Source organism: Actinomycetota bacterium (genome assembly GCA_035759705.1).
Classification (GTDB): Bacteria; Actinomycetota; CADDZG01; order JAHWKV01; family JAHWKV01; genus JAJCYE01.
Genome location: DASTUJ010000042.1, coordinates 1 through 25782 on the forward strand (window position 1 = coordinate 1; position 25782 = coordinate 25782).

The following is a 25782-nucleotide window of genomic DNA, read 5'->3' on the forward strand; positions in this document are numbered from 1 at the left end:
CACCCCCGGCGCCCCTTCCGCAGTGCAGCGATGGGCTCAATAACGACGGCGACAGCGCTCCCGACTACCCGCTGGACCTCGGTTGCTCGTCCGCCGACGACAACGACGAGTCGGGGCCGACCCCCGCGCCACCGCCACCCAGCCCCACCCCCTCCCCCACACCGAGCGAGACCGTCTCGGCCCCAAGGACCTTGCAGCTTCCGCCCGAGGTCGAGACGCTGCTGCCCGGCACGATCGGCCCACTGATCTAGGCATCGACACCAATAAACCGGCCCGCCGGACGTGGCCGGTATAATTCTGCTTCTCCAGAAGCATCCGGTGAGCTCGAAAGGAACTTTCTGGAACCCACCGACCACCCCGAGGCGGAACACGACCCTCAGGACCAATCCGGCACTGCGCTCGATCCCGATAGCGCGGCGGCCCCAACGGCCGCGGAGTCCGACGCCCAAGAACCCGTAGCCGGCGCCGCCGAGTCCGGCGACCAGCCGGCCGCCGAGCCCACGCCGGAGCCCGATCCTCAGGAGACGTTGGTGGAGCCGGGCCCGGGGGCCGCTGCTGCGGTGGTGGAGGACGACGATGTCCTCGAGGCGGAAGAAACCGTGGACCCTGAGCCAGCGGGTGAGCGGCTGAGAAGGCGCCGGGAACCAATCCACGAGCCTCGATCCCGGGTCCGCAAGTTTGTCTACCTCGTGGTCGCCCTGATGCCGTTCGTCGCCTTCATCCTGCTACTCCCACGGGGCGGCGGGATAACCGACGAGGAGCCGGAGAACGACCCAACGCCGACCCCGAGCCTGATCACCAGCACCACCGGGGTCCAGCTTGCCTTCCCCTTCGACATGTCGCCCACGCCCGTCACGCTCGACGCCTCGCCCTCCCCCGCAGCCGAAGATATTCCCCTCGAGGCGCCGGGCAGCACGCAGTGGTCGGATGGAGCAGACAACGACCGGGACGGCAGGATCGACATCGCCGACTCGGGGTGCACCGGCACGCGGGACAACTCGGAGTCGCCCAACCCGGTGCGCCGGACGGCCGCACCGCCGCCTCCCCCTCCCCCGCCGATGCCGGCCCCTGCGCCCGCTCCCGCCTCGCCCGAGCCGCCTCCCGCGCCTCAGTCACCCGACCCGGATCCCCTGCCCCCTCCCGCGCCACCCTCCGCTAATGACTGCAAGCCTCCGTTCGATCAAATCCCGGGCTGTCCAGCTGCCCCAGATACCGAGGACGAGGATGAGGATCGGGATGAATAGACCGACCGTTATACTGGGCGCCAGACCGGTACTGGCTATCCGAAAGGTCTCCTCCTGAACTCAAGCGTTGAATTCGTCCGTGCATCGATGTCCCCCGACACTTCCGAACGCGAGGGCGGCCGATGAACATGGACCGGCTCAAGGACGGGTGGCTCGACTTCACCGACCGCATCGCCAGGCTGGACCTCCCGCCGTTTCTGAAGCTCGGCCTTCTGATCGCCGTGGCGGTCTTGCCCTTTGCCGCCTTCGTGGCCCTGCAGGACGATAGTGAGCCGGAGGCCGAGCCATCTCCGCTTCAGCAGGCAGCAATCGACACGAGCCAGCAGGTCCCTCTGATCTTCCCGTTCGGGGGAAACCCCGAGCCGGTGACGCCGGTGGTTGAGCCTGAAGTCGTCGAGATGAGCCCCAGCCCCGAGCCCACCCCGACCAGGTCTCTCGCAGTCACCCAGTGCTCGAACGGCAGGGACGACGACAATGACCGAATGGTCGACCTGAAGGACCCGGGCTGCTCGTCGCGCACCGACACGACGGAGTCGCCCAACCCGGCGAGCCCTAGGCCCCCTGCGCCACCTCCGCCCCCGCCTCCGGCTTCTCCGCCGGCGCCTCCCCCAGCGTCACCACCGGCGCCCCCGCCCCCGCCGCCTGCTCCGGTTCCCCCCTCCATCCCGCCGGCGCCTCCGTCTCCGACGGGTCCGCCGCCACCCGAGTGCAGCGACGGCCAAGACAACGACGACGATGGAAACATCGACATGGACGATGTCCTCTGCCGCAACCCCCAGGACGACAGCGAGTAGCGGCACCGTCCCCGGCTGACTTGGGGCGTGCAGCTAATGGGTTGAATCAGGGGGACTTGCGCGCTGGGTAGCCGCAGTCCGGGTGGCCTAAGGCTTCTTGGAGCCCTTGAACATCTTGCGGAGCTTCTGGGTGACATCCGGAGGCAGGACCACGCCGTTGTTCTGGGACCTGATCACCTTGAGCAGCTTGATGAAGATCAGGACCAGGGCCACGAACACGAACACCTGGCCCGCTACGAGCAGCGCAATCCAGCCGGGGGCGAGGTCGGCCATAAGTTCGCCTACCTTTGGAAGGAGGCGATAGCGGCCTCATACGCGGTTGCCTGCTCCGGTGTCAGCACATGGCCAAGGCGCAGCAGGACCACGCCATTGCTGTACTGGTACTCGGGAAAGGCAGCGGGAAACTGCTGGCGAGCGAGCTCCAGGGCCTTCTTGCGGTCCTCCAGCTCTCCGGGGTTGCCGAAGATCTCGACGATTCCGCCCGAGTTCTGAAAGCTGATCACGTCCTGGCCCTGCTGCAGGACCAGTGGAAGCCTGGTGTCCTGGAAAATTGCCTTGCCGATGTACTGGCCGGGGCGTCCAAGCCGGCTCACCGGATCGGTCTCGGCGTTGTAGACATTCACCCGTCCGATGGGCAAGCCCGACGCCTTTAGGTGCTCAACGACCGCTCCTGCGTCGATCTGGCCTGTTCCCCCGGTTGTGCCGGGAGTCTTCAGCTCGAACTCGTCGTCCTCGCTTGGAGCATTCTGCTGGCACGCAGCCGCCAGGCAAACCACGAGCAACCCGATCACGATACGACCAAAGAACTTACCGGACAGCAGACCTATCACCCCACTTAGAGATTTTGGACGGTCGGGCCGGACGTGACCCGGACGATTACAGGTTAATCGGTTTTGGACCTGTGACAAAAATCAGGCCCAAGCAAGCGGAATGCTTGCTTGGGCCTGATTGAAGCTAGTTACAAGGCGGCTGCTCTGTTTAGAGAGGCAGTCCTCCGCCTCCGCTGAGGATTCCGCCGAGGAGGTCGTCAATGTCAAGGTCGAGGTCGCCCAGCAGGCCGTTCAGGAGATCGCTCCCGCTGAGGAGGTCGTTCAGGGTCTCGCCCAGGTCCAGGACATCCGTCAGTGCAATGTCCGGGTTGCTCAACAGACATGCAAGCAGTCCGCCTTCGCAGGCTTCGACGTTGTCGTTGTCATTGTCGTTGTCGTTATCGATTGGTACCGGGATGAAGGTGAAGCCCGGGTTCGGGATGAGGTTCCCGCCGCCGATGATTGTCGGGGTGCAGATGGTACCGACGCAGTTGAAGTTACCGGAGCACTGCAGGGTTCCACAGGTGAGGTCGATGTCGCTGGTGTTGGTGGAGTTGCCGCTGGCCTGAGCGGAGTTGGGTCCGGCTACGGCTGCAGATGCGCTGCTGCCGGTGCTGTCCATGTCCAGGCTCTGAGCGCCGCCGGCAACCTGAACGCCGGTTGCGCCAACACCGGAGGTGGTGGTGCTGGCCGAGTGGCCGGGCGTGGTAGCGGTGGAGGTGCTCTGCGTGCTGCTGGTGTTGTTGACCACAACGGTCTGCGCTTGAGCCACAGCAGGCAGCAGTAGTACTAGTGCTGCCCCTAGGACAAACACCATGAGTTTCATTCTCGTCATTCGTCTACCTCCCCAAGAACTGCAAATTCAAATTAAGCGTCGCATATACAGGTATGGCGCAATCCTCGCACTTTGCCTGTACTTATTCAATGAGTAATGTTTCGGGCTCTTGAACTACCCAAACTTCCGAGACCGAACCTTTTTCTGTCGGTCCCTTTTCTATCACACTCGGATTGCGGGCCACCGGTGATCGCGGAGCCAAAAGGCCCTATTAATGGTTAGTTTCAGAGCATTCGAGGGTCGCTTTACCACGATGAGTGGTCGTCGCAGCACAGTGCGCTGGAGCGTTCGCAACAATTTATGAAAACATGGCTTTAAGTAGCCAAACAAGCTTGGACTGCGACACCCCCCGCAGAGTATGCTTCGACCCGTGGTTACGGCCACTTACCTGGACCCCTTGGGGTCCGGGCCAAATTCATACTCAAAACTCAAAATTCGCAGTACCTGACGGAAGGGGAGCAGATGCAGCCCAGTTTGAAGCGAAGCCGCCTAGTTCTAATGTCGCTGATGGTTTGTGGGGCTCTGTTCTTTGCAGCACCCGCCATCGCACAGACCATTCTCGGAACTTTCACCACCAACAGCAGCGGCGCCTTCTCGGGCGCTGTCACCATTCCGGCAGGGACCGCACCGGGCCTCTACGACATCATTGCAACCGGCACCGGCCCTCTTGCGTCCCCCTACCCCCCGACCACCGGCGGCCTCAGCGTTTCCCGCACGGTCGTTGAAGCCGGCGACAGCATCACCGTCGCAGGCTCCGGCTTTGCCCCCAGCACCACGGTCACCGTAAGCCTGAGCGCTCGCCTCTCCGCAGCTTCCAACCTGACGATTGCCCAGGTCAGCAGGACGCTTACCGCCCGTATCCGGGTGGTTGCTCCGGGCACCGGCACCGGCGGCGCAGGCGGCAGCGTGATCATCAACAACGACAACCGGGTCACCTGCACCAGCAACGCCTCGGCCACCGCCGCGGCGAACTACACCATCGCTCAGACCGGCGGAAGCATCAACATCAACAACAACAACTCCGCCAAGTGCGAATCCACCGCCAGCGCAGTCAAGGCCATTGCAACGACTCCCGTGGCCACGCCTGTAACCAAGACCCTCGCCCGCACCGGTGTCGACGCTCTGCCGCTTCTGGCAGCTGCACTCGCCACCATCCTGCTGGGTTCGGTTCTGCTGAGCGCCGGTCGTCGCCGTGGTCGCTTCGAGGGCTCACTCGGTTCTGCGTAGCACCTCTTCGCAGCTATAATCGAGCAGCTTCGAACGCGCCCGAAGCTCGTAAAGTTTTAAGGCGAAAGGGCGTAGACCTTGGAACTTCGTGACTATCTGCGCATCCTGTGGGGTCGCCGCTGGCTTATCGCCCTATGCCTGGCGCTCGCCGCAGGAACCGCTTTAGGGTTCTCGGCTCGGATCACACCCACCTACGCCGCGACGGCGAAGGTGTTCGTGGGGCCCAGGACGGTGGAGAAGAACGATGCCGCCGCCGTCCTGCAGGAGCTGACCGCTTCCCAGCAGTACGTCACGTCGTACGCCGAGATCCTCAAGAGCCGCCCGCTGGCGGAGCTGGTCGTCCAAAAGACCGGCTCCCCTCTTACGGCGTCCGAGCTCAGCGAAAAGACGGAGACCAAGATCCTGCCGGACACCCGGCTGATCGAGGTCACGGTCACGGACACCAACGCCTCCCGGGCCGAGACCTACGTCAACGAGCTGGTCGATTCTTTCGTTGCCGACGAGGGCAACCTGTTCGGCGGAGGAGGGGCCATAACCGCCTCGGTCTTCGAGCGGGCGCTAAAGCCCGCCGACCCGGTTAGCCCCAAACCTCTGCAGAACGGCGTCATCGGGGGACTGCTCGGGCTGATGCTCGGAGTGGGCATCGCCTTTGTGCTGGAGCAGCTGGACACCACCCTTCGCAACAAAGAGGACGTGGAGAAGATCCTCGCCCCGATTCCGGTCATCGCCTCCATCCCTCTTTCGCCGACCACCAAAGAGCGATCGTTGTTCATGGAGTCCGACACCAACTCACCTCAGGCTGAAGCCATCCGAATACTGCGGACCAACATCCAGTTCTTCTCGGTCGACCGCCCGGTCAACCGGGTCCTGGTGACCAGCCCGTTCGCCGGAGACGGCAAGACCACCGTGGCCTCCAACCTCGCCGTCGGCATGGCGGCAGTGGGCTCCTCGGTCCTGCTAATTGAGACCGACCTCCGCAAGCCGGTGCTGAACAAGATGTTCGGCGGCCCCCAGTCCCCCGGCCTTTCCGACGTGCTGTCCGGCCAGTCGTCGCTCTCCGACGCCATCCGCCGGACCCGGATCCCCAACCTCTCGATCATCGTGGCCGGCCCCACTCCGCCGAACCCGTCCGAGCTGCTGGGCAGCGAGCGGATGGCCGACCTGATCAACACGGTCTCCGACATGGTCGACATCGTCATTCTCGACACTCCCCCGGCACTTCCGGTCACCGACGCAGCCGTGCTCGCGCCTCACACCGACGGCGTGATCCTGGTGGTCCGGGCCGGCCAGACTCACGCCCACAAGGCGCTGGACGTCACCAAGAACTTCGAGCGCCACGACGTGCGGGTCCTGGGCGTCGCCATCAACGGCGTCGAGCGGGAGATGGACGGCGGCTACTACTACCGCTACACCTACGGCCGTGAGGACGAGAAGGGCGGCAACCGCAGGCGCGGCCGGGAAGCCATGGGCGAGTTTGACGACCTGAAGGCTCCCCCCGTGCGGCCCGCACACCGCCCGGCAGCGCCCAAGCCGGCAGCCCCACCGGCGGCACGCAGGCCCAATGGATCGCCGGGGCCGGCGTTTCGTCCGGACCGGGCCCGTCCGGGTGTCAAACCTCCGTCACGCAGAACTCCCGCAGGGCGAACCGCCGACGAGGCACGCAACGCCGCCTTCCGGGCGAAGCTGCGGAGCAGCCTCGGCGAGCCCGACGAGGACGAGTACCGCTAGAGCTACTTAGGGGACGGCGTCCCCGGGGTCGTCCGCACCGCCGGGATCTTCTGTCACACCCAGCTCGTCGGCGTCCGTCAGGTCCAGATCGTCTTCTGCCACTGCATTTCCCCCTGCCCTGCGCCTGCCTCTACGCCGGCGCCGGCTGGAACGCTGGCGGGCGGCCGGGGCCTCGCCATCGACCTCCGGTTGAGCTTCCGCAGTCTGGGGAGAAGGCTCCGGCGGCTTGACCTCGAGCGAGGGATCGGTGTGCTCCTCTGGAGCCGGCACCTTGATGATCAGGCGGTACTCCTGAGGGGTCGTGGGGACCCCGTACTCACTCTGAAGGGCCCCGATGAGATCGTCCAGGTCCGTACCGTCGGGAGGCAGGGTCTTCAGGCTGGTCGGCAGCGAGCTCATCGAGTCGAGGACCGATGTCTCGCGGGCTGCGGACCTGCCGTGGGATCGGCGGCGCCCGCCCGGGTGTTGTTGCTCCCGCGGCTCCGACAAGTCCTGATTAGCGCTCCGCTGGCCTTCCGGAGCGCCTGGGCCGCGCCGGCCCCTCTTGCTCTTGCGGCGCCGTCCTCCTCGCGACATGGGTCCTAGGCGGGCTGGCGGTCCTCGAAGGGCACCGTGTTGGCGTCCCTCCAGAGCCGCTCGATGCCGTAGAACTCCCGTTCTTCGGCGTGGAAGATGTGGACGACGATATCCAGGTAGTCGAGCAGAACCCACCGGTTGTCCTTCTCGCCTTCGCGACGGTAGGTCTTGACCCCGTTCTCCAACATCTGACGCATCACTTCATCAGCAATTGTTTTCACCTGGCGCTCGGTGTTCCCCGAGCAGATAACGAAGTAATCGGTGATTCCGATCAGCGGTTCGACTTCCAGAATGAGAATGTCGCCGGCCTTTTTTGCCGACGCTGCCTCTGCTGCAATCAGCGCCTTGGAACGGGATTCCTTGTGGATTCGCATCACCCCTTTAGTGAGTAACTGGTACCCCTAGCATAGCTGGCGGCTCACCCATCGGTTCGGTACAAACCGCGCTCGTCGATGAATTCCCGCACTTCACGGGGCAGAAGGTACCGGATAGTCCGGCCTTCGGCCACCCGCTTCCGGATATCGGTCGACGAGATGGCAAGGGCCGGAATCTCCATCACGCTCACCCGGTCCCGGAACAGCTCCCGGTGCTGGTCGCTGAGCGAGTAGCTCGGACGGTTGGCGGCGATGAAGTGAGCCTCGTCCAGGACCGCCTCCGGGTCCTTCCAGGTGAGGATCTCGGCGACCGCATCGGTTCCGGTGATGAAAAACAGCTCTGCCTGTTCCCCATAGAACGCCCGGAATGCGCGGAGGGTGTCGACGGTGTAGGTCGGCCCGCCGCGGTCGATGTCGATCCGGGAGACCGAGAAGTGGCAGTTGGACGCCGTGGCCAGCATGGTGAGCAGGTAACGGTCCTCGGCCGCCGACACATCTCTTTTCTGCCACGGAGCCCCGGCAGGAACGAAAACCACCTCGTCGAGGCGGAACTGCATCCGCGCCTCCTCGGCGCACACCAGGTGGCCGTTGTGAATCGGGTCGAAGGTGCCGCCCATGATGCCGATGCGGCGGGGGGCTTCCGTACCGGTCAAGGCACCACCGGCGGAAGAGGTCCGGTGGTCTCCTCCCCGGGGTCGTACGGTTCCGGCTCAGGGTCGTCCTCCCCCAGAAGCAACCTGGTGATCAGCCGGTAGACCTCCTCGGCCCGGGGCAGGTAGGTCAGGGTGGCCAGGCTCAACTGCTCACCTGCGGCGTCCAGCTTCAGGTCGCCGTATCCGAAGATCCGCCCGAAGATCGACCGGTTGAAGCTCGTCTCCGCCACCCGGGCCAGCCGCACCGCGCTGACGTTCACCGAGATGAGCCCTTCGAGCAGCAGCACCCGCTCGTCGGTGACCACGTAGTAGGACTTCCACCACACCATGGCCTTGTAGACCAGGTACCCCGTCATGGCCAGCGACAGCAGGAGGACGATCTGGTCGATCACCGGGATCGGGTTACCCTCGGTGAGCACGAACGAGATGAGCCCCGTGACGACCAGGGTCCCCATCCATATGAGAATGGGTTTCATCAGAAGGACCGGGTGGCGCCGGGTGGTTCGCAGGATCCGCTCGCCGGGCGCCAGGTAACGGCTGGTGCCGCGGAGGCGGGGGTTCTTCATTCCGGGCTCTTTCGCTTAGCGGATCGATCAAAGTTGTTTCCATAGGATAAAGACTCTTAACGCATGAAACCGCGCAACCCGCCCCGCCTCGCCGTTTTCCTACTCCTCGCCGCCGTGGCGGTTATGCCGGCGTGCAACAGATCGTGGGAGACGGGACGCAACAGCGGCGACCTCCCCAAGGGCACCCTGGAGATTGCGGGCGAGGAGCGGTTGGTCCTCGAGGTCGACCTGGCCCTGACCGGCAGCGCACAGGCCCGGGGCCTAATGGAGGTCGAACAGATCCCCGACGACTACGGGATGGTGTTCTTGTGGTCCGACTCGGCGAAGCACTCGTTCTACATGAAGAACACTCTGATCCCGCTGGACATCGCCTGGTGGGACGCCGAGGGCGACATCGTCGACATCCAAACCATGCAGCCCTGCACCGAAGACCCGTGCAAGACCTACGTCCCCGCCGGCACCCACGTGGGAGCGGTCGAGGTCAATGCGGGGCTTTTGGCGGAGGCCGGCGTAGAGGTCGGGGACAAGGTCACGCTGACCCGGGCGACATAGCTGCTATTAGTGACGCAGGTGCCAGACGTCCGGGGCGACCAGCTCGTCCGAGGCGGCGGGGCCCCAGGTGCCGGCCGGGTAGGGCTCGGTCGGGCTCTTCGGAAGAATCTTCTCTACGATCTGCCACGACCGCTCGATCTCGTCGGCCCGGGTGAACAGGGTCGCGTCGCCGATCATGGCGTCCAGGATCAGCCGCTCGTACGCCTCCGCGGGGGCGCTCATGAACGACTCGTCGTAGTCGAAGTCCATGTCGACCGGAGCCACCTTCATGTCCGGGCCCGGGACCTTGGCGCCGAAGGTGAGGGTGATGCCTTCGTCGGGCTGGACCCGGATGGTCAGGTGGTTCCGCTCCGGGCGGTCGAGGCCGGACGCCTCGAACAACAGGTGGGGGGCGCCGTGGAAAAACACCGTGATGGTGGTGGCCCGGCGGGGCATCCGCTTGCCGGTCCTGAGGTACACCGGCACGCCGGCCCAGCGCCAGTTGTCGATGCTGACCTTCATGGCCGCGAACGTCTCGGTCATCGAGTCGGGCGCCACGCCCTCCTCCTCCTTGTAGCCCGGCACCGCCCGGCCGTCGACCACGCCTGAGGTGTACTGGCCTTTGACCGTCTCGGCCGGGTCGATCGGGCGGACCGACCGCAGCAGCTTGACCTTCTCGTTCCGGATCGACTCGGCGTCGAACAGAGCCGGGGGCTCCATCGCCAGGGTAGCGAGGAGCTGGAGCATGTGGTTCTGGACGATGTCGCGGATCGCGCCCGCGCCCTCGTAGAAGCTGCCTCGTCCCTCCACCCCCACCGCTTCGGAGACGTCGATCTGAACCGACTCGACGTAGCTGCGGTTCCAGATCGGCTCGAACATGCCGTTGGAGAACCTAAAGACCAGGATGTTCTGGACGGTCTCCTTGCCGAGGTAGTGGTCGATACGGAAGACCTGGCGTTCCTTGAAGACCCCGTGCAGCACCGAGTTGAGGTCCTCGGCGGTCTGCTGGTCGTAGCCGAAGGGCTTCTCGACCACGATCCGCGCCCGGTCCGCCATGTCCATCTCGCCGATGCAGTGTGCGATCTCGGGAAATGCCGACGGCGGCGTGGCGCAGTAGTAGAGGCGGCCGCCCTGGGTGCCGTACTGGGCGTCGACCTCCTCGAGGTACTTGCGGAAGTCGACCCAGCGTTCCGGGTCCCCGTAGCTTCCGGAGAAGTAGTCGAGGTGCTCCTTGAACGGCCCCCAGTAGCGCTCGGCGATGCCCGACCGGCTGTGCTTGGAAACCGCCTCCCGCATGTTGGTGCGGAACTCGTCCTTGGTCATCGGCGTGCGCGCAAAGCCCACCACGGCAAAGTTGGCCGGCAGCAGGTTCTCCCGGTACAGGTTGTACAGGGCCGGTATGGCCTTGCGCTTGGTGAGATCTCCGGACGCACCGAAGATAACGATGACCTGGGGGTCGGGTCGCTCTAAGCCCACCTGGGGCCTCCCCCGGAAAGCGCCCGGTTAGACAGAGGCGACGGCGTTGACCGTGAGCTCAATCGGCTCGGAGCGGATGTCGTCCACCACGAAGACCAGGTCGCAGGTGCCTGCGCTAAGCGGGATGCGGTCATCGACGTGGCTCGTGTGCACGGTCGACGACTGAAGTCCGCGGATAAAGATCTGCTGGGGTTGGCTGGCGAAAACCGTCTGGTCGCCCGACATGATCAGGTACTGCTCGAAGTAGTAACCCTGCACGCCCGCGTAGGCACGCTCCAGCGTGAAGGGAAGGCTCATGGAGCCGTCGACCAGGATGCCGAAGCCGTTGGGGTCGTCGTCGGGTGTCACCCGGACGCTCAGCAGTTGCACGATGTGATTGTGGCCCATTTACTCCTCGTTCTCTGAAGGTTTGTGAGGATGATAACCACTGGACCATGTCAATCCCTTTTCGAGTCGGTCCGCCACCTAAGTTCTTACCTGTCCGGTACCCCACACAACGTATCCGGAGGAGGTTAATTCCCTTAGGCCGAGAGGCCCCCGGGCGTGCAGCTTCTGCGTGGAGATGCCGATCTCGGCTCCATAGCCGAACTGGCCTCCATCGCTGAAGCGGGTGGATGCGTTAACGAACACGGTTCCCGAATCCACCCTTTTGGTAAACATCTGCGCGGCGGCGACGTCCTCGGTCACGATCGCCTCGGCATTCGAGGTCCCCCAGCGGTTCACGTGGTCGATGGCCTCGTCGATGCCGGCGACCACCTTCACCGCCAGTACCAGGTCCAGGTACTCGGTGCCCCAGTCGTCGTCGGTTGCCGGCACCGCGGAGGGCCAGAGCTTTTGCACGGCCTCGTCGCCCCGGATCTCCACGCCCTTGGCCGTCAGTGCCCCGAGCGCCACCGGCAGCCAGCTTCCGGCCAGGTCGGCGTGGACCACCAGCTTCTCGGCGGCGTTGCAGACGCTGGGCTTGGAGGTCTTGGCGTTGACGATGATGTTCGTGGCCATCTCGGGGTCGGCCGCCCTGTCGACGTAGACGTGGCAGTTTCCGTCGCCGTCGATGATGTAGGGCACGGTGGCGTTCTCCTCGATCGAGGCGATCAACGCCGGTCCGCCCCGGGGGATGAGCAGGTCGACCAGGCCCTTGAGCTGCATGAGCTCTACCGCCGATTCCCGGGAGGTGTCCTCCACCAGCTGGATGGCGTTCTCCGGCAGACCGGCGGCGGTTGCCGCTTCCACGAGGATCCCGGTGATGCAGACGTTGGTCCGAAGCGCCGACGAGGAGCCGCGGAGCAGGACCGCGTTGCCGGACATTATGCAGAGCCCGGCGACGTCGGCGGTCACGTTCGGGCGGGCTTCGTAGATGACCGACACCACACCGATCGGGCGGCGGATCTTCTGGATCTTCAGCCCGTTGGGCCGGGTCCACTCCTCGACGACCTCCCCGACCGGGTCGGGCTGCTCGGTGATTGTCCTCAGTCCCCCGCTCATGTCGGCGAGACGGCTCGGGGTGAGCGTCAGCCTGTCGACCAGCGCCTTGGTCATCGTCCCCCTGGCGGCTTCCACGTCCTCGGCGTTGACCGCGACCAGGCGCTCCAGGTTGGCGTCGAGGGCGTCGGCCATCTCCAGCAGGGCCGTCCGCCGGACGGCGCCGGGGGTCTGGGCCAGGATCGCCGAGGCCGCCCGGGCGCGCTCCCCCAGGCTGCGCACCGACGTCACGTTAACAATCGCCGAGTCACTCACATCAACACCATCTGGTCGCGGTGGATGACCTCCCGGTTGCCTTTGGTCCCTGCGATCTGCGCCAGGATCACCGAGTCGTAACCCACGAGACCCTTTGCGATCACCTCGTCGCCCACGCTGACCACCTCCACCGCGTCACCCGCCTTGAATGTTCCCTCCACCATTTTGACCCCTGCGGCGAGCAAACTCTTCTTGCCCTCGGTCAGCGCCAGCACGGCGCCGTCGTCGACGACTATCCGCCCCCGGGACTGCTGCGCCCAGGCGATCCACAGCTTGCGCGCCTGCACCTTGTTCGGGCTGGCCTTGAAATAGGTGCCGACGGGCTTGCCCGCCACCGCGTCCAGCACCACGTCCTTGCGCTGCGCCGAGGCGATCACTACCGGGACCCCGGAGAAGGTCGCCATCCGGGCCGCCTCGAGCTTGGAGGCCATGCCGCCCGACCCGAGCGACGAAGAGCCCACGGCCGTCTTCATGAGTGCCGGTGTGATCTCGTCGACCTGCTCCACCAGCTCGGCCCCCTCGTCGTCGGGGTGCGACGTGTAGACCCCCGCCACGTCGGAGAGCATCATCAGCAGGTCCGCGCTGACCAGATTGGCCACGAGGGCCGCCAGGCGGTCGTTGTCGCCGTAGCGGATCTCCTGGGTGGCGACGGTGTCGTTCTCGTTCACGATCGGCACACAGCCCAGCTCGAAGAGCCTGTCGATGGTGTGCTTGGCGTTCAGGTAATGGCGGCGCTGGATCATGTCGTCCTGGGTGAGCAGGATCTGGCCGACCGTGATGCCCTTCGACCCGAGCAGGGAGGCGTACATGTCGATCAGGCGCCTCTGGCCGACCGCGGCCGCCGCTTGCAGCCCGGGCATGTCGGTGGGTCGGCCGGTGAGGCCTAGCGCCTGCATTCCGGAGGCGATGGCGCCCGATGAGACGATCAGACAGTGGATGCCCTGCGAGGACAGCGCCGCCACCTGGTCGGTGACCTTGCGCATCCGCCGGCGATCCGGTTCGCCGTCGGGACCGGTGAGCGAGGTGGTCCCCAGCTTCACCACTACCCGGCGGATTTTCACCGGCTGCCCCTTTTGACCTTGGTCTCCCCCTCGGTGTCGTACGCCTCCAGCGGAGCGGAGCCCTTGGGCCACCAGCTGAAGACCGACTTGCCGATTCTCACCTCGTCCCCGTGCTCGGCGCCCGCCTTGCCGAGAAGAGTCTCGACGCCGGCCCGGTCGATGCGGTTCTGCAGGTAGGCGACTGCCTCGGGGTTGTTGAGGTCGGTCATGGCCACCCACCGCAGCAGCGAACCACCGGTAACCCGCCAGCCGTTGCCCTCCCGCACGACCTTTATGGGGTCGGGGGTGGTCTTGAACAGCTCGAAGCCCTGCGGGCGAGACCGCTCTTCCCGGTACTCGGTGACCACCTGGGCCAGCTTTTTGGTGAGCGGGTAGAGCCCGGTGCCGTCGGCCGCCGAGATGACGAACGCGTCGATCCCCCGCTTGGCAAACTCGGCCTTTACCTCGTTCGCCCGCTCCTCGCCGGCGACGTCGACCTTGTTCAGGGCGACGATGACCGGGCGCTCGGTGAGGTCCTCCCGGAACTTGCGCAGCTCCTCGGAGACGATGTCGAAGCTCTCCAGCGGGTCGCGGTGCTCGACGGACAGGTCGATCAGGTGCACGAACGCGGCGGAGCGCATGGCGTGCCGCAGGAACTTGAGGCCCAGGCCCTTGCCCTCGGCGGCGCCTTCGATCAGGCCGGGGACGTCGCAGACGGTGAAGACCATGTCGCCGCTGCTGACCACGCCGAGCGACGGCTCCAGGGTGGTGAAGGGGTAGTCGGCCACCTTGGGCTTCGCCTCGGAGAGGGAGCCGACCAGGGTGGACTTGCCCACGTTCGGCAGGCCGATGATCGCAACGTCGGCGATCATCTGCAGCTCAAGGCGCAGCCAGTACTCCTGGCCGGGCTCGCCGAGCTCGCCGAAGCTCGGCGCCCTGCGCTGAGACGAGATGAATTTGGCGTTGCCGCGGCCCCCGCGGCCGCCCTTGGCGACGATGATCCGGTCGCCCGGGGACGCGAGGTCGGCCAGGACCTGGCCGTTGTCGTCCTTGATGAGGGTGCCGGGCGGAACCTTGAGCACCAGGTCCGGGGAGCCGGCGCCGGTGCAGTTGTTCCGGCCGCCCTGCAGGCCGGCCTTGGCGATTTGGTGGGGGTGGTTCTTCAGCCAGGAAAGGGAGTTGATGCCGGTGTCGGCCTCGAGGACTACCGAGCCCCCGTTGCCGCCGTTGCCGCCGTCGGGCGCGCCCCGGGGCTGGTACTTCTGCTTGTGGAACGAGACGGCACCGTTCCCTCCTTTGCCGGAGGCAACGTAGATGTGTGCTTCATCGACAAGCATGGGTTACCGCCTATGGGAGAGAAACCTAAAGAGAAAGTGTAGGGTGCCGCGGCCTCCGAAGGAGGGAAGGGCTACTTTTCTTCGGGTGGGATGACGCTGACGAGGTGCCGGTTGGCCCGGTGGTGGTACTTGACGGCGCCGTCCGACAGTGCAAAAAGCGTGTCGTCCTTGCCTTTGCCGACCAGCACGCCCGGGTGGATGCGGGTGCCGCGCTGCCGAACCAGGATCGATCCGGCGGTGACAACCTGTCCGCCGAACACCTTTACCCCCAGACGCTGAGCGTTGGAGTCTCTGCCGTTTCGTGACGCTGACGCGCCCTTTTTGTGTGCCATTACTTCTCCACGGTATCAGAATCGGCGGAGTCGGACGCCTTGGCCGGCTCGGCCTTTTCGGTCTTCTTCGCCTTGCTGTCGCCGATGGAGGTGATCTCGATCAGGGAATACTGCTGGCGGTGACCGGTCTTGGAGGCGTAGCCCGACTTGTTGCGGTACTTGAAGACGGTGATCTTGTCACCCTTGGTGTCTCCAACCACCTTCACGCCCACCTTGAAGTCGGCGAGCTTGTCCGCACCCGAGATCGCATTGCCGTTGTCGTCGACTACAAACAGCGGCGTGAGCGTCAGGGTGGGGTCGTCGCCCTTGAACTTGATGCGCTCGACCTCGATGACATCACCGGCGGCTACCTTGTACTGCTTACCGCCCGTCTTAATGACCGCGTACATGAAAAGACCTCTTTTTCCTTGTTCCCGGGCGCGAGCCAAACCGAATGAGGGCCCGACGATGCCGGATGGATTAGCTACAGCATACCAACCGTAGCTCAGAGGCGCTTCTCGTCCTGTGCTACGGCAGGCGGGGCAGGATGTAGTTGGCGAGGAAGTACAGGATGATGATCGTCATCACCAGGATGAATCCGTACTTCACCAGAGCGTAGTTGGCGAGTCCGTCGTTGCGGGACGACGTGTGGACTACCCTCTGCTCGACGGGCTCTTCAACAATCCGGCGCTCGACTACCGGCTCTTCGACAACTCGGCGGCGAACCGGCTCTTCTTCGTAGATTGGCATTTTTAAGTCCTCCTAGGGGCGAAATCGTGCCCTGTTTCTACCCAGAAGGAGGCAGGCCCAATCCGAGCCGGCTGGTTGTGCTCATATCGAACCACTTGCCAGCGTTATGTCTTAGACAGCATCCCGGATCAAGGGCTCCCGCCACACGTACAGGTACCAGAAGACCGGCATGGCGAGCATGTTTCCGAAGAACAGAACAACGGCCCACAACGCCTTCTTGTCCGCCGGCACCCGGTCCGTCTTGAACAGCAGGCGGATGTACACCGCCAGCAGACCAAATATCCACAGCATCGTCAGGGCGTGCACAACGAAGATCGTCCCGAACATCCTGTCCATCGAGTCGGTGGATCCGGGCTCGGTCGAGAAAATCGAGGCGGCCGAATAGATGAAGAAAGCGAAAAACAGGGCCATGTAAACCACGGGCCACAAGGTGGCGACGCCGAGTAGAAGTTTGTTGGTCCGGGACATAACTTTCCTCACTCCGTCGATCAGCCTAAGTGTAGGGCCAGACTGGCAGGATCGACCATGAAAAAGAGAAGGCCCGAAGACCCTCCCTTTTTACGATGCGGTGTGCGTTAGCCCAGGTCGTGCAGGATCACTCCCCGGCCGTCGCACGGCTCGCACTTGTGGGAGAACGCCTCCAACAGGCCTTCCGAGACCTTCTTGCGGGTCATCTGCACCAGCCCAAGCTCCGACACGCCGTACACCTGGGTGCGGGTCTTGTCCCTGAGCAGCGCCCTCTCGAAGGTGCGCAACAGCTCGTCGCGGTTGCGCTCGTAGCCCATGTCGATGAAGTCGATGACTATGATGCCGCCGATGTCCCGCAGCCTCAGCTGCTTGGCGACCTCCTCGGCCGCCTCCAGGTTGGCGTGCAGGACGGTGTCCTCGAGCGTCGACCGTCCGACGTAACGGCCGGTGTTCACGTCGATGACAGTCATGGCCTCGGTGCGGTCGATCACGATGTGGCCCCCGGACTGCAGCCAGACCTTGCGGTCGATTGCCTTCCGGACCTGCTCGGTCACGTGGTACCGCTCGAACAGCGGCATCCCGTCGGTGTACAGCGACACCCGGTCGCCGAACTCCGGAGCGACCTCCTCCAGGTAGTCACGGATCTGGTGGTAGGACTCCTCGCTGTCGACGATGACCTCTTCCACGTCGGCGGTGAACAGGTCACGGACCACCCGGATGGCCAGCGGCGGCTCGGAGTAGATGAGCTTGGGAGGTTTGGCGCCATCGATGCGCTCGGAGACCTCGTTCCAGATCCGGGTTAGGCGGGTCATATCGCGCTCGAGGTCCTCCTCGGAGGCCCCGACTGCGGCGGTGCGCACGATCATCCCGTGGCCCTCCGGACGGATCCGGTTGGCGATGTCCCTCAGGCGGCGCCGCTCGGCGTCCGCCAGACGGCGGCTGATGCCCAGCGAGTCGCTGTTCGGAACCAGCACCAGGTAGCGCCCGGCCAGCGAGACCTCGGTGGTCAGGCGCGCGCCCTTGGAGCCCATCGGGTCCTTGGTCACCTGGGCGACCACGGCCTGGCCGGACTTCAGCAGGGTCTCGATCCGCGGAGGCGGACCCTCCAGGTCCTCCTCGTAGGAAACCTCGCCCACGTACAGGACTGCGTTGCGGGCCTCGCCGATGTCCAGGAACGCCGCCTCCATACCGGGAAGCACGTTCTCCACCCGGCCGATGTAGACGTTGCCCACGATCGACTCGTCGGCGTGCTTGGCTACGTAGTGCTCGATCAGCTCGCGGCCTTCGAGTACTGCGATCTGGCTGCGCTCTTCACCGGTAGTGACCAGCATCTTGCGCGGTCCGAGCGGAGCGATGTGCTCCAACCGGGGCCGGCGGCTGGTGCGGCGCTTGCGACCGCCCCGGGTGGTCGAGGACGAAGACGAGCTCCGGCTCTCCCGGGTCTCGAGCAGCGGCTCGGCGACCGCCGGAACGGTTGCTCCCCCGGAGCCGGTCCCGTTGGAGGACGGAGTCCCGGCTTCCGCCGGCTCTCCCCCGCCGTTGGTGCGACCCGGCGACTCGCCTGAACCCGACCCACGGCTGCGGGACCGGCGCCTGCGGTTGCGAGTCCTTGCGGTCCCGGCGCCGTTGCCGGACGAGGCCTGGTCGCCGTCGGCGCCCTCGGGGCCCTCCTCGGACGTTTCGGGGTCATCGGTAACAGATTCGGACGATGCTTCGGCCGCCGGAGCGGCCGGAGCCTCCCCTTCTTCGGTCGTCGAAGCGTCGGTGGCTGCGGAACCGCTTCCGCTCGACCGGCTCCTGCGGCGGCGGGGACGACCCTCGCGGGGCGTGGTCGACCCGGAATCCTCGGTCGCAGTCTCCGACGAAGCGGCGCCCAGAACCGGGGCCTCAGCCTCGGCGGCCGGCTTGGTGTCGATAACAGGTTCGCCTTCGGGGGCCGCGGCTGCTGCGCCGGCCTTCCGGCGCGGGGCGCGGGAGCGCCGTTCGGCAAAAGGAACGGTGGGAGCGCCGTCGCCCGCCGGGGCGCTCTCGCTGGCGGGAGTCTCGGCGGGAGCCTTGGCGGGCTCGGGGGCTGCCGGGGCTGCAGCGGCTTCGGCTGCGGCAGCGGCTTCAGAGTCGAGGGTGGCCTTGGACTTGCGGGTACGGGTTCGGGCAACCCTCTTGGGCTTGGCCTCCCCGGCCGCTGCCGGCTCGTCGCCCGTTGCGGCCGGAGTTGCCGGGGCGTCCGGCGGAGCGGCGTCGGCCTTGGGGGTCGTGCGGGCTTTGGTAGCCGCTTCGGCCTTGGGGGCCGGGTCGGTGGATGTGTCGGGCGGTGCGGTGTCTGCAGATGCTGCTTTTGAGGCTGCCGGAGCCCGCCGCTTGCGCGGGGCTCGGGGGGCAGTTGGCGGCTTGTCCTCTACCGCCCCTGCTGGTTGATCATTCAATTTCGCTCCGATCTAAACGAATCGGCGCATATGGATATTCATTACAAGACCGACACCAACAAAGCTGGTGATCAGCGACGTACCTCCATATGACACGAAAGGCAATGGAATGCCGGTAATGGGCATAATGCCGATCGTCATGCCGATATTTACAAACAACTGAAAACCGAGCATGGCCGCAACGCCGCCGGCCACGAGTGCACCAAAAAGGTCTTTGGAAAGCATAGCCGTCCGGATGCACCTCCACAGAACAACGCTAAAAAGTCCCAAAATAAGCAGGCCGCCGAGGAACCCCTGCTCCTCTCCGATGGCGGTAAAGATGAAGTCGGTGCGCTGCTCGGGCACGTAGGCGAGGTTGGTCTGCGTACCTTCACCCCAGCCCTTGCCGCCGATGCCCCCTGATCCAATGGCAATCTTTGACTGCTCGAGGTTGAAACCTGGTCCCTGGGGGTCGACTTCGGAGTCCATGAACGAGGTCAGGCGCGCAACCTGGTACTCGTGCAGGACGTCCAGCCGCAGCGCCAGGCCGCCGACCGCAACGGCCGCCACCACCACGAGGACCATCCAGCGGACCTGGACACCGGCCACCAGCAGCACCGCAAACGCAATGGCGAAGAGCACCAGCGACGAACCTAGGTCGGGCTGCAGGAAGATGAGCGCAGCCGGCACTGCGGCCAGGATCATCGCCTGGATCACCGGAGTGACGCCGGCCGCCGGGCCGTCGTCCCTGCGCTCCCGGGAAAGCACTGCGGCCAGGAAGACGATGTAACCCATCTTCATGACCTCGGCGGGCTGAAGCTGGAAAATGCCGAGGTTCACCCACCGTTGGGCGCCCTTCACCGTTTGGCCCAATGGCGTCAGCACCACGAGGAGCAGGAACACCAGGCCCAGGTAGAGCATCGGCGCGTAGGGCTGCAGCTGCCGGTAGTCGACCACCAGCGAGATGCCGAAGGCGATGGTGGCCAGCGAGAAGAAGATCAGCTGGCGCTTCAGGTAGTAGTCGGGGTCGAGCTCCTGAATGGCCAGCATCGGGGCCGATGCAGACCGGATCGCGATGCAGCCGACCGCCGTGAGGCCCATCACCGCAAGGATCAGCCAGCCGTCGACGTGACGGATGGGCGCCTTGGACGACATCGCCAGGCGGTCGCGCCCCGCGTAGTTGCGGCTTCCGAACTCTGCGAAATCAGTCACCGGCTGCCCCGGTCTCGATCTCCCTCAGCGGCAGGTCGAAGATTCCCTCGAAGATCCGGCCTGCGATCGGGGCTGCGGTCTCGCCGCCGTGGCCGCCCTCCTCGAGCAGGACCGCTACCACGTACTGCGGGTCCCGGGCGGGAGCGTAGGCCGCAAACCATGCGTAGGGATGTTTGTTGGCGAGCTCGGCGGTGCCCGTCTTGCCGGCGACCCCGATGGCGTTCAGCGGGGAGTTCACGAAGGTGCCGGCGGCCGTGCCGACGGTGGTCACGGCCTCCAGGCTGGACTGGATCGCCGCCAGGTTGGCCGGGTTGACCTGGACCGACCGGGACTTGGGCTTCTCGATCTCCCGTACCTCCTCCGTGCCGTCCATGAGCTTCAGCCCCAGGTGTGGGGTGTGCAGGGTCCCGCCGTTGGCGATGGCGGCGTAGGAGTTGGCCAGCTGCAGCGGAGTGGCCAGAACGTCTCCCTGCCCGATCGACATGTTGATGGTGTAGCCGGGAAGCCAGGTGGCGTAGGGGAACGCCTCGGGCAGCTGCTTGTTGACCCGCTTGAGCCAGCCCTCGTCGGGGACCCGGCCGGCCTTCTCGTACGGGATCTCCACGCCGGTTTTCTCGCCGAAGCCGAACCGGCGGGCGTAATCCTGGAGCACCTCGGTCTTGGTGCGGGTGAAGGTGCGGTAGAACTCCAGGCCCCAGGGGTAGAAGACCGTGTCGCAGGAGTCGGCCATGGCCTGGTTGAAGGTGAGCATTCCGGATGCCGACGTCTTCCAGTTGCGGAAGGTACGGTCGGCGATCCGCACGGAGCCGGGGCAGTCGAAGCGCCCGGTCGCCTTGGCGACGCCGGTCTCCAGCGCAGCCGCCGCCGTCACGGTCTTGAACGTAGAACCCGGCGGGTATGCCGCCTGGATTGCCCGGTTCAACAGGGGAATTGCGGGGTCCTTGTCGAGGGTGTCGTACTCGGCCTGGCTGATACCGCCGACGAACGCTCCCGGGTCGTAGTCCGGGAACGAGGCCATGGCGATGATCTCGCCGCTGCGCGGGTCCATGACCACCGCACCGGCTGCGGTCGCCGGGTATTTGGTGCCCCGCTCCCTGTCGGTGATGGTCCTGGCTTTCTCGATGCCCTGGGCCAGGGACTCCTCCACGATCTTCTGGATACGACCGTCGAGGGTGGTGACCAGGTCGTAGCCCTTCTTGGGCTCCTTGCGCCCCAGCACCCGGCGAACCTCGCCCGTGGAGTCCACCTCGAGCTTGCGCAGGCCCTCGGAGCCGTGAAGCTCCTTCTCGTAGGCGTACTCGATGCCGCCGCGCCCGATGATCGACCCCGGACGGTACTTCAGCTCCTTGTAGCGGTCGTCGTCGACCTGCTCCGGGAGGATCTCACCGAGGTAGCCGAGAACGTGGGAGGCGAGCTTTTGCTGGGGGTAGATCCGGGTCGGCTGGGCGGTCGTCTCCACCTTGGGGAACTCGTCCTGGTGCTCGCGGATGTAGACGACGGTGTCCTCGGGGACGTTTTCGGCGATGGGTACCGGCGTGAAGGCGGAAAGGGTCCGGTCCTCCAGGCGCTTGTTCAGCTCCTCGACCGTCGTCCCCAGAGTGGGGGCCAGCCGCTGGATGACCTCCTTCAGCTGCCCGGCGCTCAGCTCCTGGCGGCGAATCGAGACCACCAGCGACATGCCGTTGGTGACCAGCACCTCCCCGTTACGGTCCAGGATCTGTCCCCGGGCCGGCTCCTCGGGCACAACCCTGATCTGGTTACGCTCGGCCCCTGCGGTGAACTCGGCGGTGTTCAGCACCTGCAGGAAGTACAGGCGCAGGGCGAGCGTGAAGATGAGCGAGGCGAAGATCGCGCCCAGGAACGCCAGGCGCAGCCGGGTGGTCCCCAGGGTGTTCTTCTGGCTGATCATGCGAAGAGTCCTACCACTGGTAGACCCGCTCCGGCCGGTAGAAGGAGACGATGCGCCGCACCGGCGGGTAGATGAACGGCACCAGGATGGTGTTGTAGACGGCGGTCAGGACTACCACCTGAATCGCCCGGGAAAGGGGCGGTGTTCGCTGGCCCAGCAGGGCCTGGAATATCTCGTAGAGGCCGGTGGCCAGCGCCGATCCGGCGAACACCCCGGCCGCCGGGACGAAGACGCTGGTCGAGCTGATGTAAGGCCGGATGCTGCCGGCGATGTAGCCGACGATCAGGTAGGCCAGCCCGGTCAGGCCGATCGGAGCGTCCAGGAGCAGATCCCTCAGAAAGCCGCCGGAGAACCCCAGCACTCCGCCTACGGTCGGACCCTCCAGAAGGGCGAAGCAGATCACTACGGCGAGAAGCAGGTCGGGCGACACCTCGAGAATCTTCAGCTTGGAGAACACCGTCGTCTGGAGAAGAACTGCGGTCAGCAGGGTCAGGCTGAATATGCCGAAGCGCTTCATGGCCGCTCAAGGGAGTTAGGGTTCAATGGGTCCCGAGTCCATCAGCACCAGCAGCGTCGTGAGGGCCGTGGTGTTGACCACCGGCTCCACCCGGGCGCTCTTGGTTAGTCCGTCGGCGTTCCTCTGGACCTCGGTCACGCGGCCGATGGGGATGCCGCCGGGGTAGATGCCTTTGTCGAATCCCGAGGTGACCACGGTCTCGCCGTCCTTGATCTCCACGTCGGGGCTGATCAGGTCCATCCGCAGATCCTCCAGGCCCCGCCCGACGGCCACCCCGGACTCGCCCGACCCGGTCAGCCGGGCGCCCACCGAGTGCTGGGGGTCGGTCAGCAGAAGGACCTTGGAGTACTTCTCGGCTACGAAGAAGGTTCGGCCGACCAGGCCCTGAGCCGACACGACGGCCATGTTCTCCTTAATGCCGTCGGCGGATCCCTTGTTGATGAACGCGGTCCACTCGTAGTTGGAGGGCCCGTCGCCGATCACCCGGACGGCCAGGGTGCGGCCTTTGGCCCAGTCCTGGTCCTTCACGCCGACCAGCTCTTTCAGGCGCTCGTTCTCCAGCATGATCTCGGGGACCCGCCGCTGCTGGGCGGTCAGGCGCTCGATCTCGCTCTCCAGCTTGGCGTTGTCCTCTTTGAGGTTGCCGATGTTGCCGAGGTCGGAGAGGAAGTCGCCCGCAGGCCCGAAGACCTGGCCGATGCCGTCCTGGAGCGGCGCGACGACGGAGATGGCCATCTCCTGGGCTCGATTGAGCGGGCCGCCGGTGTTCTCGCGGAAATCCAGGGTGACCACCGTGGCAGTTGCGGCCAGCAGCGCTGCAAGCGCGAGCCGATGCCTGGTGGACTTGCGATACATCAAATCTTTTGGTGTCCCTTCTGAGTGGACAGCGTAGAGGTCATTCTACTTAGGGCAAGGTACAGACAAGTCAAATCAAGCCCAACCCTTTAGAAGAACTTTAGGGCCGCGAACCTCTTCTTGGTTAGCGGGAGGACCCGGATGAGATCAGGACCCTCTTCAATGCCTGGAACTCCTCCAGGCATTTGCCGGAGCCGATGGCCACGGCCTGCAGTGCACCTTCCGCCACGTGGATGGGCATGCCGGTTTCATGCTTCAGCCGCTCATCCAGGCCCTTGAGCAGGGCCCCTCCGCCGGTCAGCACGATTCCCTTCTCCATGATGTCCGCCGCCAGCTCGGGCGGCGTTTTGTCGAGCGTGGTCTTCACCGAGTCGATGATGGCGTGGACCGGCTCTTCGAGTGCCCGTCGAATCTCCTCAGACGAGACGATGATTGTTTTCGGCAGCCCGGTGACCAGGTCCCGGCCGCGAATCTCAGCGTGGGGCTCGTCGGGCAGCGGGAAGGCCGACCCGATGGTCATCTTGATCTCTTCTGCCGTGCGCTCGCCGAGCATCAGCGAGTACTCCTTTTTGATGTAGTTGATGATTGCGTCGTCCAGCTCGTCGCCCCCGATTCGGGTGGACAGGCTCGTCACGATGCCCCCCAGCGAGATGACGGCAACCTCGGTGGTGCCGCCGCCGATGTCGACGACCATGTTGCCGGCAGGCTCGTGGACCGGAAGCCCGGCGCCGATGGCCGCAGCCATGGGCTCCTCGATGATGAAGACCTTGCGGGCGCCCGCTGCGATGGTGGCGTCCTCAACCGCCCTCTGCTCGACCCCGGTGATGCCCGAGGGAACGCAGATGACCACCCGGGGCTTGGCCAGCATCCGGCGCTTGTGAACCCGCTGGATGAAGTACCTGAGCATCTTCTCGGTGACCTCGAAGTCTGCGATGACGCCGTCCTTCAGCGGGCGGATAGCCAGAATATGACCCGGGGTACGCCCGATCATCCGCTTCGCCTCACTGCCGACCGCCAGGATGGCGTTGGTCTTGGTGTTGATGGCCACCACGGACGGCTCGTTCAGCACGATGCCGCGGCCCCTCACATAGACCAGGGTGTTGGCGGTGCCGAGGTCGACGGCCATGTCACGGCCCATGAACGTGAAAGCAGAATCGTTAGGCATCGGCATACGGACGACTCCAAGTCGAAAGAGAACAACAATTACAGCGGTTAATGCCGCTAAAAATACGAGGACGCCAGTTAGCATATGCGGCTATCTTGCCGCAGGGCTAGGGGCCAATTTCGCGAGAACAGGGTCTCTAGGCGTTAGTGCGCGAAAAAAGTTCGGGGAAAAATAGGCCGAGCTCGTGCTCCGCCGACTCCACTGCGTCGGAACCGTGCACCAGGTTCTCAGTTACTGCCAGGCCGTAGTCGCCGCGAATGGTGCCGGGGGCTGCCATTTTGGGGTCGGTCGCCCCCATCAGGCTGCGGACGACTCCCACCGCTCCTTCGCCCTGCACAGCGATGGCCACGACGGGTCCCGAGGTGATGAACTCCAGCAGGTCCCGGAAGAAGGGCTTGTCGACGTGGGCTGCGTAGTGGCGGCGGGCGAGGTCCTCGTCCACCTGAAGCATCTGTAGGGCGACCAGCTTCAGATTCTTGCGTTCTATGCGGGTGATCACCTCGCCGACAAGGCCGCGACGGACGCCGTCGGGCTTGACCAAAACGAGGGTTGTCTCAAAGGAAGTGTTAGTAGTCATGGCCCAAGGATAGTCGGACATCGCGTTATCGTCGTTTGCGGCTCAGTTTCGCCGGGCAACGGAGGGGGGTGGACGCATCCGCCTGCTAAAACCATTGACTACGCCGGCGGACGGCCCACCCCCCTCCTTTCTCGTGCGCACTCGCAACGGCAAACCACGAAATGCCATGCCTCCTCTGGCGGCCGGCGGACGGCCCAACCGCTCCTGGCCTCGCAACCCAACCGCCGAACAATTCCTCCTCTGCCGGGCTCCCGGGTTATGCCTGACGTCTCAGATCTGAGACCGCCTTCCACTCGAAGAAGAGGATGGCGGTGAAGTGGTTGATGTCGAAGCCGAAGCGTTCGTCCTTCTTCGCTCTGTAGACATCCCCTCCCCTGTTTTTTGCACCAACCGCAAGCTTGAAGGTTCCTTCGGCCTTGTCCATCTCCAGGACTCCGAATTCGTCGCGCAGCTTCAACAACGTCGCATCGTCCCAGATGGCGCTCACCGCCTTCTTGCGGGTTTCGGCTTGATTGGCCAGGGTGTCGGTGGCCATGTCCTTTTGGATCTGGGCACGGGCAATCTTCAGCAGAGCCGGCCAGTCGACGCTGTGCGCGGACTCGTCGATGGTCGTCTTGGCAGTCTTCTTCCAGTGTTCGACTATGACACCCCGTGCGGTCAGGTCGTCCGTCCGCACACCGATGATGTGCTCG

Annotated in this window: 30 protein-coding genes; 6 read left to right on the forward strand and 24 right to left on the reverse strand. The window is 65.0% G+C overall.

Annotated elements, in window-relative coordinates:
• From VFV09_02725 to VFV09_02735, 3 genes are all read left to right on the forward strand, one after another.
• Nucleotides 1-251 (forward strand): hypothetical protein (locus VFV09_02725; protein HEU4866619.1); only part of this gene is annotated, 251 nt, incomplete at its 5' end.
• A 279-nt stretch (nucleotides 252-530) separates the two neighbouring features.
• Nucleotides 531-1244, forward strand: a complete 714-nt coding sequence (locus VFV09_02730; protein ID HEU4866620.1) for a hypothetical protein — start codon at nucleotides 531-533, stop codon at nucleotides 1242-1244.
• A gap of 122 nt (nucleotides 1245-1366) precedes the next feature.
• Nucleotides 1367-2038, forward strand: coding sequence for a hypothetical protein (locus VFV09_02735; GenBank protein ID HEU4866621.1), 672 nt, complete (start codon nucleotides 1367-1369; stop codon nucleotides 2036-2038).
• A gap of 87 nt (nucleotides 2039-2125) precedes the next feature.
• Here the strand turns inward: VFV09_02735 and VFV09_02740 are convergent, their stop codons facing one another.
• The 3 genes from VFV09_02740 to VFV09_02750 form a co-directional block, all read right to left on the reverse strand.
• On the reverse strand, nucleotides 2126-2311 hold the full coding sequence (locus tag VFV09_02740; protein ID HEU4866622.1) for a hypothetical protein: 186 nt from the start codon (nucleotides 2309-2311) through the stop codon (nucleotides 2126-2128).
• A gap of 8 nt (nucleotides 2312-2319) precedes the next feature.
• Nucleotides 2320-2829, reverse strand: a complete 510-nt coding sequence (locus VFV09_02745) for a hypothetical protein (GenBank protein HEU4866623.1) — start codon at nucleotides 2827-2829, stop codon at nucleotides 2320-2322.
• Nucleotides 2830-3016: 187 nt separating this feature from the next.
• Entirely contained in the window at nucleotides 3017-3682 is a 666-nt protein-coding gene (locus tag VFV09_02750; GenBank protein HEU4866624.1) for a hypothetical protein, read from the reverse strand.
• 498 nt (nucleotides 3683-4180) lie between these two features.
• Between VFV09_02750 and VFV09_02755 the strand changes: the two genes are divergently transcribed.
• Both VFV09_02755 and VFV09_02760 read left to right on the forward strand, forming a co-directional pair.
• Entirely contained in the window at nucleotides 4181-4909 is a 729-nt protein-coding gene (locus VFV09_02755) for a hypothetical protein (protein HEU4866625.1), read from the forward strand.
• A gap of 78 nt (nucleotides 4910-4987) precedes the next feature.
• Nucleotides 4988-6637, forward strand: coding sequence for a polysaccharide biosynthesis tyrosine autokinase (locus VFV09_02760; protein HEU4866626.1), 1650 nt, complete (start codon nucleotides 4988-4990; stop codon nucleotides 6635-6637).
• 6 nt (nucleotides 6638-6643) lie between these two features.
• Here VFV09_02760 and VFV09_02765 read toward each other — a convergent pair whose 3' ends face one another.
• From VFV09_02765 to VFV09_02780, 4 genes are all read right to left on the reverse strand, one after another.
• Nucleotides 6644-7036 carry a hypothetical protein gene (locus tag VFV09_02765; GenBank protein HEU4866627.1) on the reverse strand — a complete coding sequence of 131 codons (393 nt, stop codon included), beginning with the start codon at nucleotides 7034-7036 and terminating at the stop codon, nucleotides 6644-6646.
• A gap of 182 nt (nucleotides 7037-7218) precedes the next feature.
• The gene (gene rsfS, locus VFV09_02770; GenBank protein HEU4866628.1) at nucleotides 7219-7587 is read right to left on the reverse strand and encodes a ribosome silencing factor; all 369 of its coding nucleotides are present in this window, start codon (nucleotides 7585-7587) and stop codon (nucleotides 7219-7221) included.
• A gap of 44 nt (nucleotides 7588-7631) precedes the next feature.
• On the reverse strand, nucleotides 7632-8240 hold the full coding sequence (gene nadD, locus VFV09_02775; GenBank protein ID HEU4866629.1) for a nicotinate-nucleotide adenylyltransferase: 609 nt from the start codon (nucleotides 8238-8240) through the stop codon (nucleotides 7632-7634).
• Nucleotides 8237-8806: a PH domain-containing protein gene (locus tag VFV09_02780; GenBank protein HEU4866630.1), complete on the reverse strand. Its 570-nt coding sequence runs from the start codon at nucleotides 8804-8806 to the stop codon at nucleotides 8237-8239. The genes nadD and VFV09_02780 overlap by 4 nt, the downstream gene beginning before the upstream one ends.
• A gap of 63 nt (nucleotides 8807-8869) precedes the next feature.
• Between VFV09_02780 and VFV09_02785 the strand changes: the two genes are divergently transcribed.
• Nucleotides 8870-9358: a DUF192 domain-containing protein gene (locus tag VFV09_02785; protein HEU4866631.1), complete on the forward strand. Its 489-nt coding sequence runs from the start codon at nucleotides 8870-8872 to the stop codon at nucleotides 9356-9358.
• 6 nt (nucleotides 9359-9364) lie between these two features.
• On the opposite strand, the gene zwf is transcribed toward VFV09_02785, so the two are convergent.
• From zwf to VFV09_02870, 17 genes are all read right to left on the reverse strand, one after another.
• The gene (zwf, locus tag VFV09_02790; GenBank protein HEU4866632.1) at nucleotides 9365-10813 is read right to left on the reverse strand and encodes a glucose-6-phosphate dehydrogenase; all 1449 of its coding nucleotides are present in this window, start codon (nucleotides 10811-10813) and stop codon (nucleotides 9365-9367) included.
• 27 nt (nucleotides 10814-10840) lie between these two features.
• Nucleotides 10841-11182, reverse strand: a complete 342-nt coding sequence (locus VFV09_02795; GenBank protein ID HEU4866633.1) for a hypothetical protein — start codon at nucleotides 11180-11182, stop codon at nucleotides 10841-10843.
• Nucleotides 11183-11278: 96 nt separating this feature from the next.
• Nucleotides 11279-12547 carry a glutamate-5-semialdehyde dehydrogenase gene (locus VFV09_02800; protein ID HEU4866634.1) on the reverse strand — a complete coding sequence of 423 codons (1269 nt, stop codon included), beginning with the start codon at nucleotides 12545-12547 and terminating at the stop codon, nucleotides 11279-11281.
• Nucleotides 12544-13608, reverse strand: a complete 1065-nt coding sequence (gene proB / locus VFV09_02805; GenBank protein ID HEU4866635.1) for a glutamate 5-kinase — start codon at nucleotides 13606-13608, stop codon at nucleotides 12544-12546. Before proB ends, VFV09_02800 begins: the two co-directional genes overlap by 4 nt.
• A complete protein-coding gene (obgE, locus tag VFV09_02810; GenBank protein HEU4866636.1) occupies nucleotides 13605-14924 on the reverse strand; it encodes a GTPase ObgE in 1320 nt (439 codons plus the stop codon). Before obgE ends, proB begins: the two co-directional genes overlap by 4 nt.
• Nucleotides 14925-14995: 71 nt before the next feature.
• Nucleotides 14996-15256: a 50S ribosomal protein L27 gene (gene rpmA / locus VFV09_02815; protein HEU4866637.1), complete on the reverse strand. Its 261-nt coding sequence runs from the start codon at nucleotides 15254-15256 to the stop codon at nucleotides 14996-14998.
• The gene (gene rplU, locus VFV09_02820; protein ID HEU4866638.1) at nucleotides 15256-15645 is read right to left on the reverse strand and encodes a 50S ribosomal protein L21; all 390 of its coding nucleotides are present in this window, start codon (nucleotides 15643-15645) and stop codon (nucleotides 15256-15258) included. The genes rpmA and rplU overlap by 1 nt, the downstream gene beginning before the upstream one ends.
• A gap of 118 nt (nucleotides 15646-15763) precedes the next feature.
• Complete coding sequence (locus tag VFV09_02825) at nucleotides 15764-15985, reverse strand: hypothetical protein (GenBank protein HEU4866639.1); 222 nt, start codon at nucleotides 15983-15985, stop codon at nucleotides 15764-15766.
• A 111-nt stretch (nucleotides 15986-16096) separates the two neighbouring features.
• On the reverse strand, nucleotides 16097-16453 hold the full coding sequence (locus VFV09_02830; GenBank protein HEU4866640.1) for a hypothetical protein: 357 nt from the start codon (nucleotides 16451-16453) through the stop codon (nucleotides 16097-16099).
• A gap of 107 nt (nucleotides 16454-16560) precedes the next feature.
• Nucleotides 16561-18876 (reverse strand): Rne/Rng family ribonuclease, encoded by a 2316-nt coding sequence (locus tag VFV09_02835; GenBank protein ID HEU4866641.1) that lies wholly within the window; start codon nucleotides 18874-18876, stop codon nucleotides 16561-16563.
• A gap of 12 nt (nucleotides 18877-18888) precedes the next feature.
• Nucleotides 18889-20067, reverse strand: coding sequence for a rod shape-determining protein RodA (gene rodA / locus VFV09_02840; protein HEU4866642.1), 1179 nt, complete (start codon nucleotides 20065-20067; stop codon nucleotides 18889-18891).
• Nucleotides 20060-21976: a penicillin-binding protein 2 gene (gene mrdA, locus VFV09_02845; GenBank protein ID HEU4866643.1), complete on the reverse strand. Its 1917-nt coding sequence runs from the start codon at nucleotides 21974-21976 to the stop codon at nucleotides 20060-20062. Before mrdA ends, rodA begins: the two co-directional genes overlap by 8 nt.
• A 10-nt stretch (nucleotides 21977-21986) precedes the next feature.
• On the reverse strand, nucleotides 21987-22493 hold the full coding sequence (mreD, locus tag VFV09_02850; GenBank protein ID HEU4866644.1) for a rod shape-determining protein MreD: 507 nt from the start codon (nucleotides 22491-22493) through the stop codon (nucleotides 21987-21989).
• Between the two features lie 15 nt (nucleotides 22494-22508).
• Complete coding sequence (gene mreC / locus VFV09_02855) at nucleotides 22509-23348, reverse strand: rod shape-determining protein MreC (GenBank protein HEU4866645.1); 840 nt, start codon at nucleotides 23346-23348, stop codon at nucleotides 22509-22511.
• Between the two features lie 124 nt (nucleotides 23349-23472).
• Nucleotides 23473-24513 (reverse strand): rod shape-determining protein, encoded by a 1041-nt coding sequence (locus VFV09_02860; GenBank protein ID HEU4866646.1) that lies wholly within the window; start codon nucleotides 24511-24513, stop codon nucleotides 23473-23475.
• A gap of 136 nt (nucleotides 24514-24649) precedes the next feature.
• Nucleotides 24650-25090: a nucleoside-diphosphate kinase gene (gene ndk / locus VFV09_02865; protein HEU4866647.1), complete on the reverse strand. Its 441-nt coding sequence runs from the start codon at nucleotides 25088-25090 to the stop codon at nucleotides 24650-24652.
• 256 nt (nucleotides 25091-25346) lie between these two features.
• Nucleotides 25347-25782 (reverse strand): hypothetical protein (locus VFV09_02870; GenBank protein ID HEU4866648.1); only part of this gene is annotated, 436 nt, incomplete at its 5' end.

Bases quoted from the DNA above. Each gene is read 5' to 3' on its own strand.
- VFV09_02755 (HEU4866625.1), top strand. From the start codon at position 4,181: ATGTCGCTGATGGTTTGTGGGGCTCTGTTCTTTGCAGCACCCGCCATC.
- VFV09_02785 (HEU4866631.1), top strand. From the start codon at position 8,870: ATGAAACCGCGCAACCCGCCCCGCCTCGCCGTTTTCCTACTCCTCGCC.
- rsfS (HEU4866628.1), bottom strand. From the start codon at position 7,587: ATGCGAATCCACAAGGAATCCCGTTCCAAGGCGCTGATTGCAGCAGAG.
- mreD (HEU4866644.1), bottom strand. From the start codon at position 22,493: ATGAAGCGCTTCGGCATATTCAGCCTGACCCTGCTGACCGCAGTTCTT.
- VFV09_02780 (HEU4866630.1), bottom strand. From the start codon at position 8,806: ATGAAGAACCCCCGCCTCCGCGGCACCAGCCGTTACCTGGCGCCCGGC.
- VFV09_02740 (HEU4866622.1), bottom strand. From the start codon at position 2,311: ATGGCCGACCTCGCCCCCGGCTGGATTGCGCTGCTCGTAGCGGGCCAG.
- VFV09_02825 (HEU4866639.1), bottom strand. From the start codon at position 15,985: ATGCCAATCTACGAAGAAGAGCCGGTTCGCCGCCGAGTTGTCGAAGAG.
- VFV09_02765 (HEU4866627.1), bottom strand. From the start codon at position 7,036: ATGAGCTCGCTGCCGACCAGCCTGAAGACCCTGCCTCCCGACGGTACG.
- mreC (HEU4866645.1), bottom strand. From the start codon at position 23,348: ATGTATCGCAAGTCCACCAGGCATCGGCTCGCGCTTGCAGCGCTGCTG.
- obgE (HEU4866636.1), bottom strand. From the start codon at position 14,924: ATGCTTGTCGATGAAGCACACATCTACGTTGCCTCCGGCAAAGGAGGG.
- ndk (HEU4866647.1), bottom strand. From the start codon at position 25,090: ATGACTACTAACACTTCCTTTGAGACAACCCTCGTTTTGGTCAAGCCC.
- VFV09_02735 (HEU4866621.1), top strand. From the start codon at position 1,367: ATGAACATGGACCGGCTCAAGGACGGGTGGCTCGACTTCACCGACCGC.
- VFV09_02750 (HEU4866624.1), bottom strand. From the start codon at position 3,682: ATGACGAGAATGAAACTCATGGTGTTTGTCCTAGGGGCAGCACTAGTA.
- mrdA (HEU4866643.1), bottom strand. From the start codon at position 21,976: ATGATCAGCCAGAAGAACACCCTGGGGACCACCCGGCTGCGCCTGGCG.
- VFV09_02830 (HEU4866640.1), bottom strand. From the start codon at position 16,453: ATGTCCCGGACCAACAAACTTCTACTCGGCGTCGCCACCTTGTGGCCC.
- rpmA (HEU4866637.1), bottom strand. From the start codon at position 15,256: ATGGCACACAAAAAGGGCGCGTCAGCGTCACGAAACGGCAGAGACTCC.
- VFV09_02860 (HEU4866646.1), bottom strand. From the start codon at position 24,513: ATGCCTAACGATTCTGCTTTCACGTTCATGGGCCGTGACATGGCCGTC.
- rplU (HEU4866638.1), bottom strand. From the start codon at position 15,645: ATGTACGCGGTCATTAAGACGGGCGGTAAGCAGTACAAGGTAGCCGCC.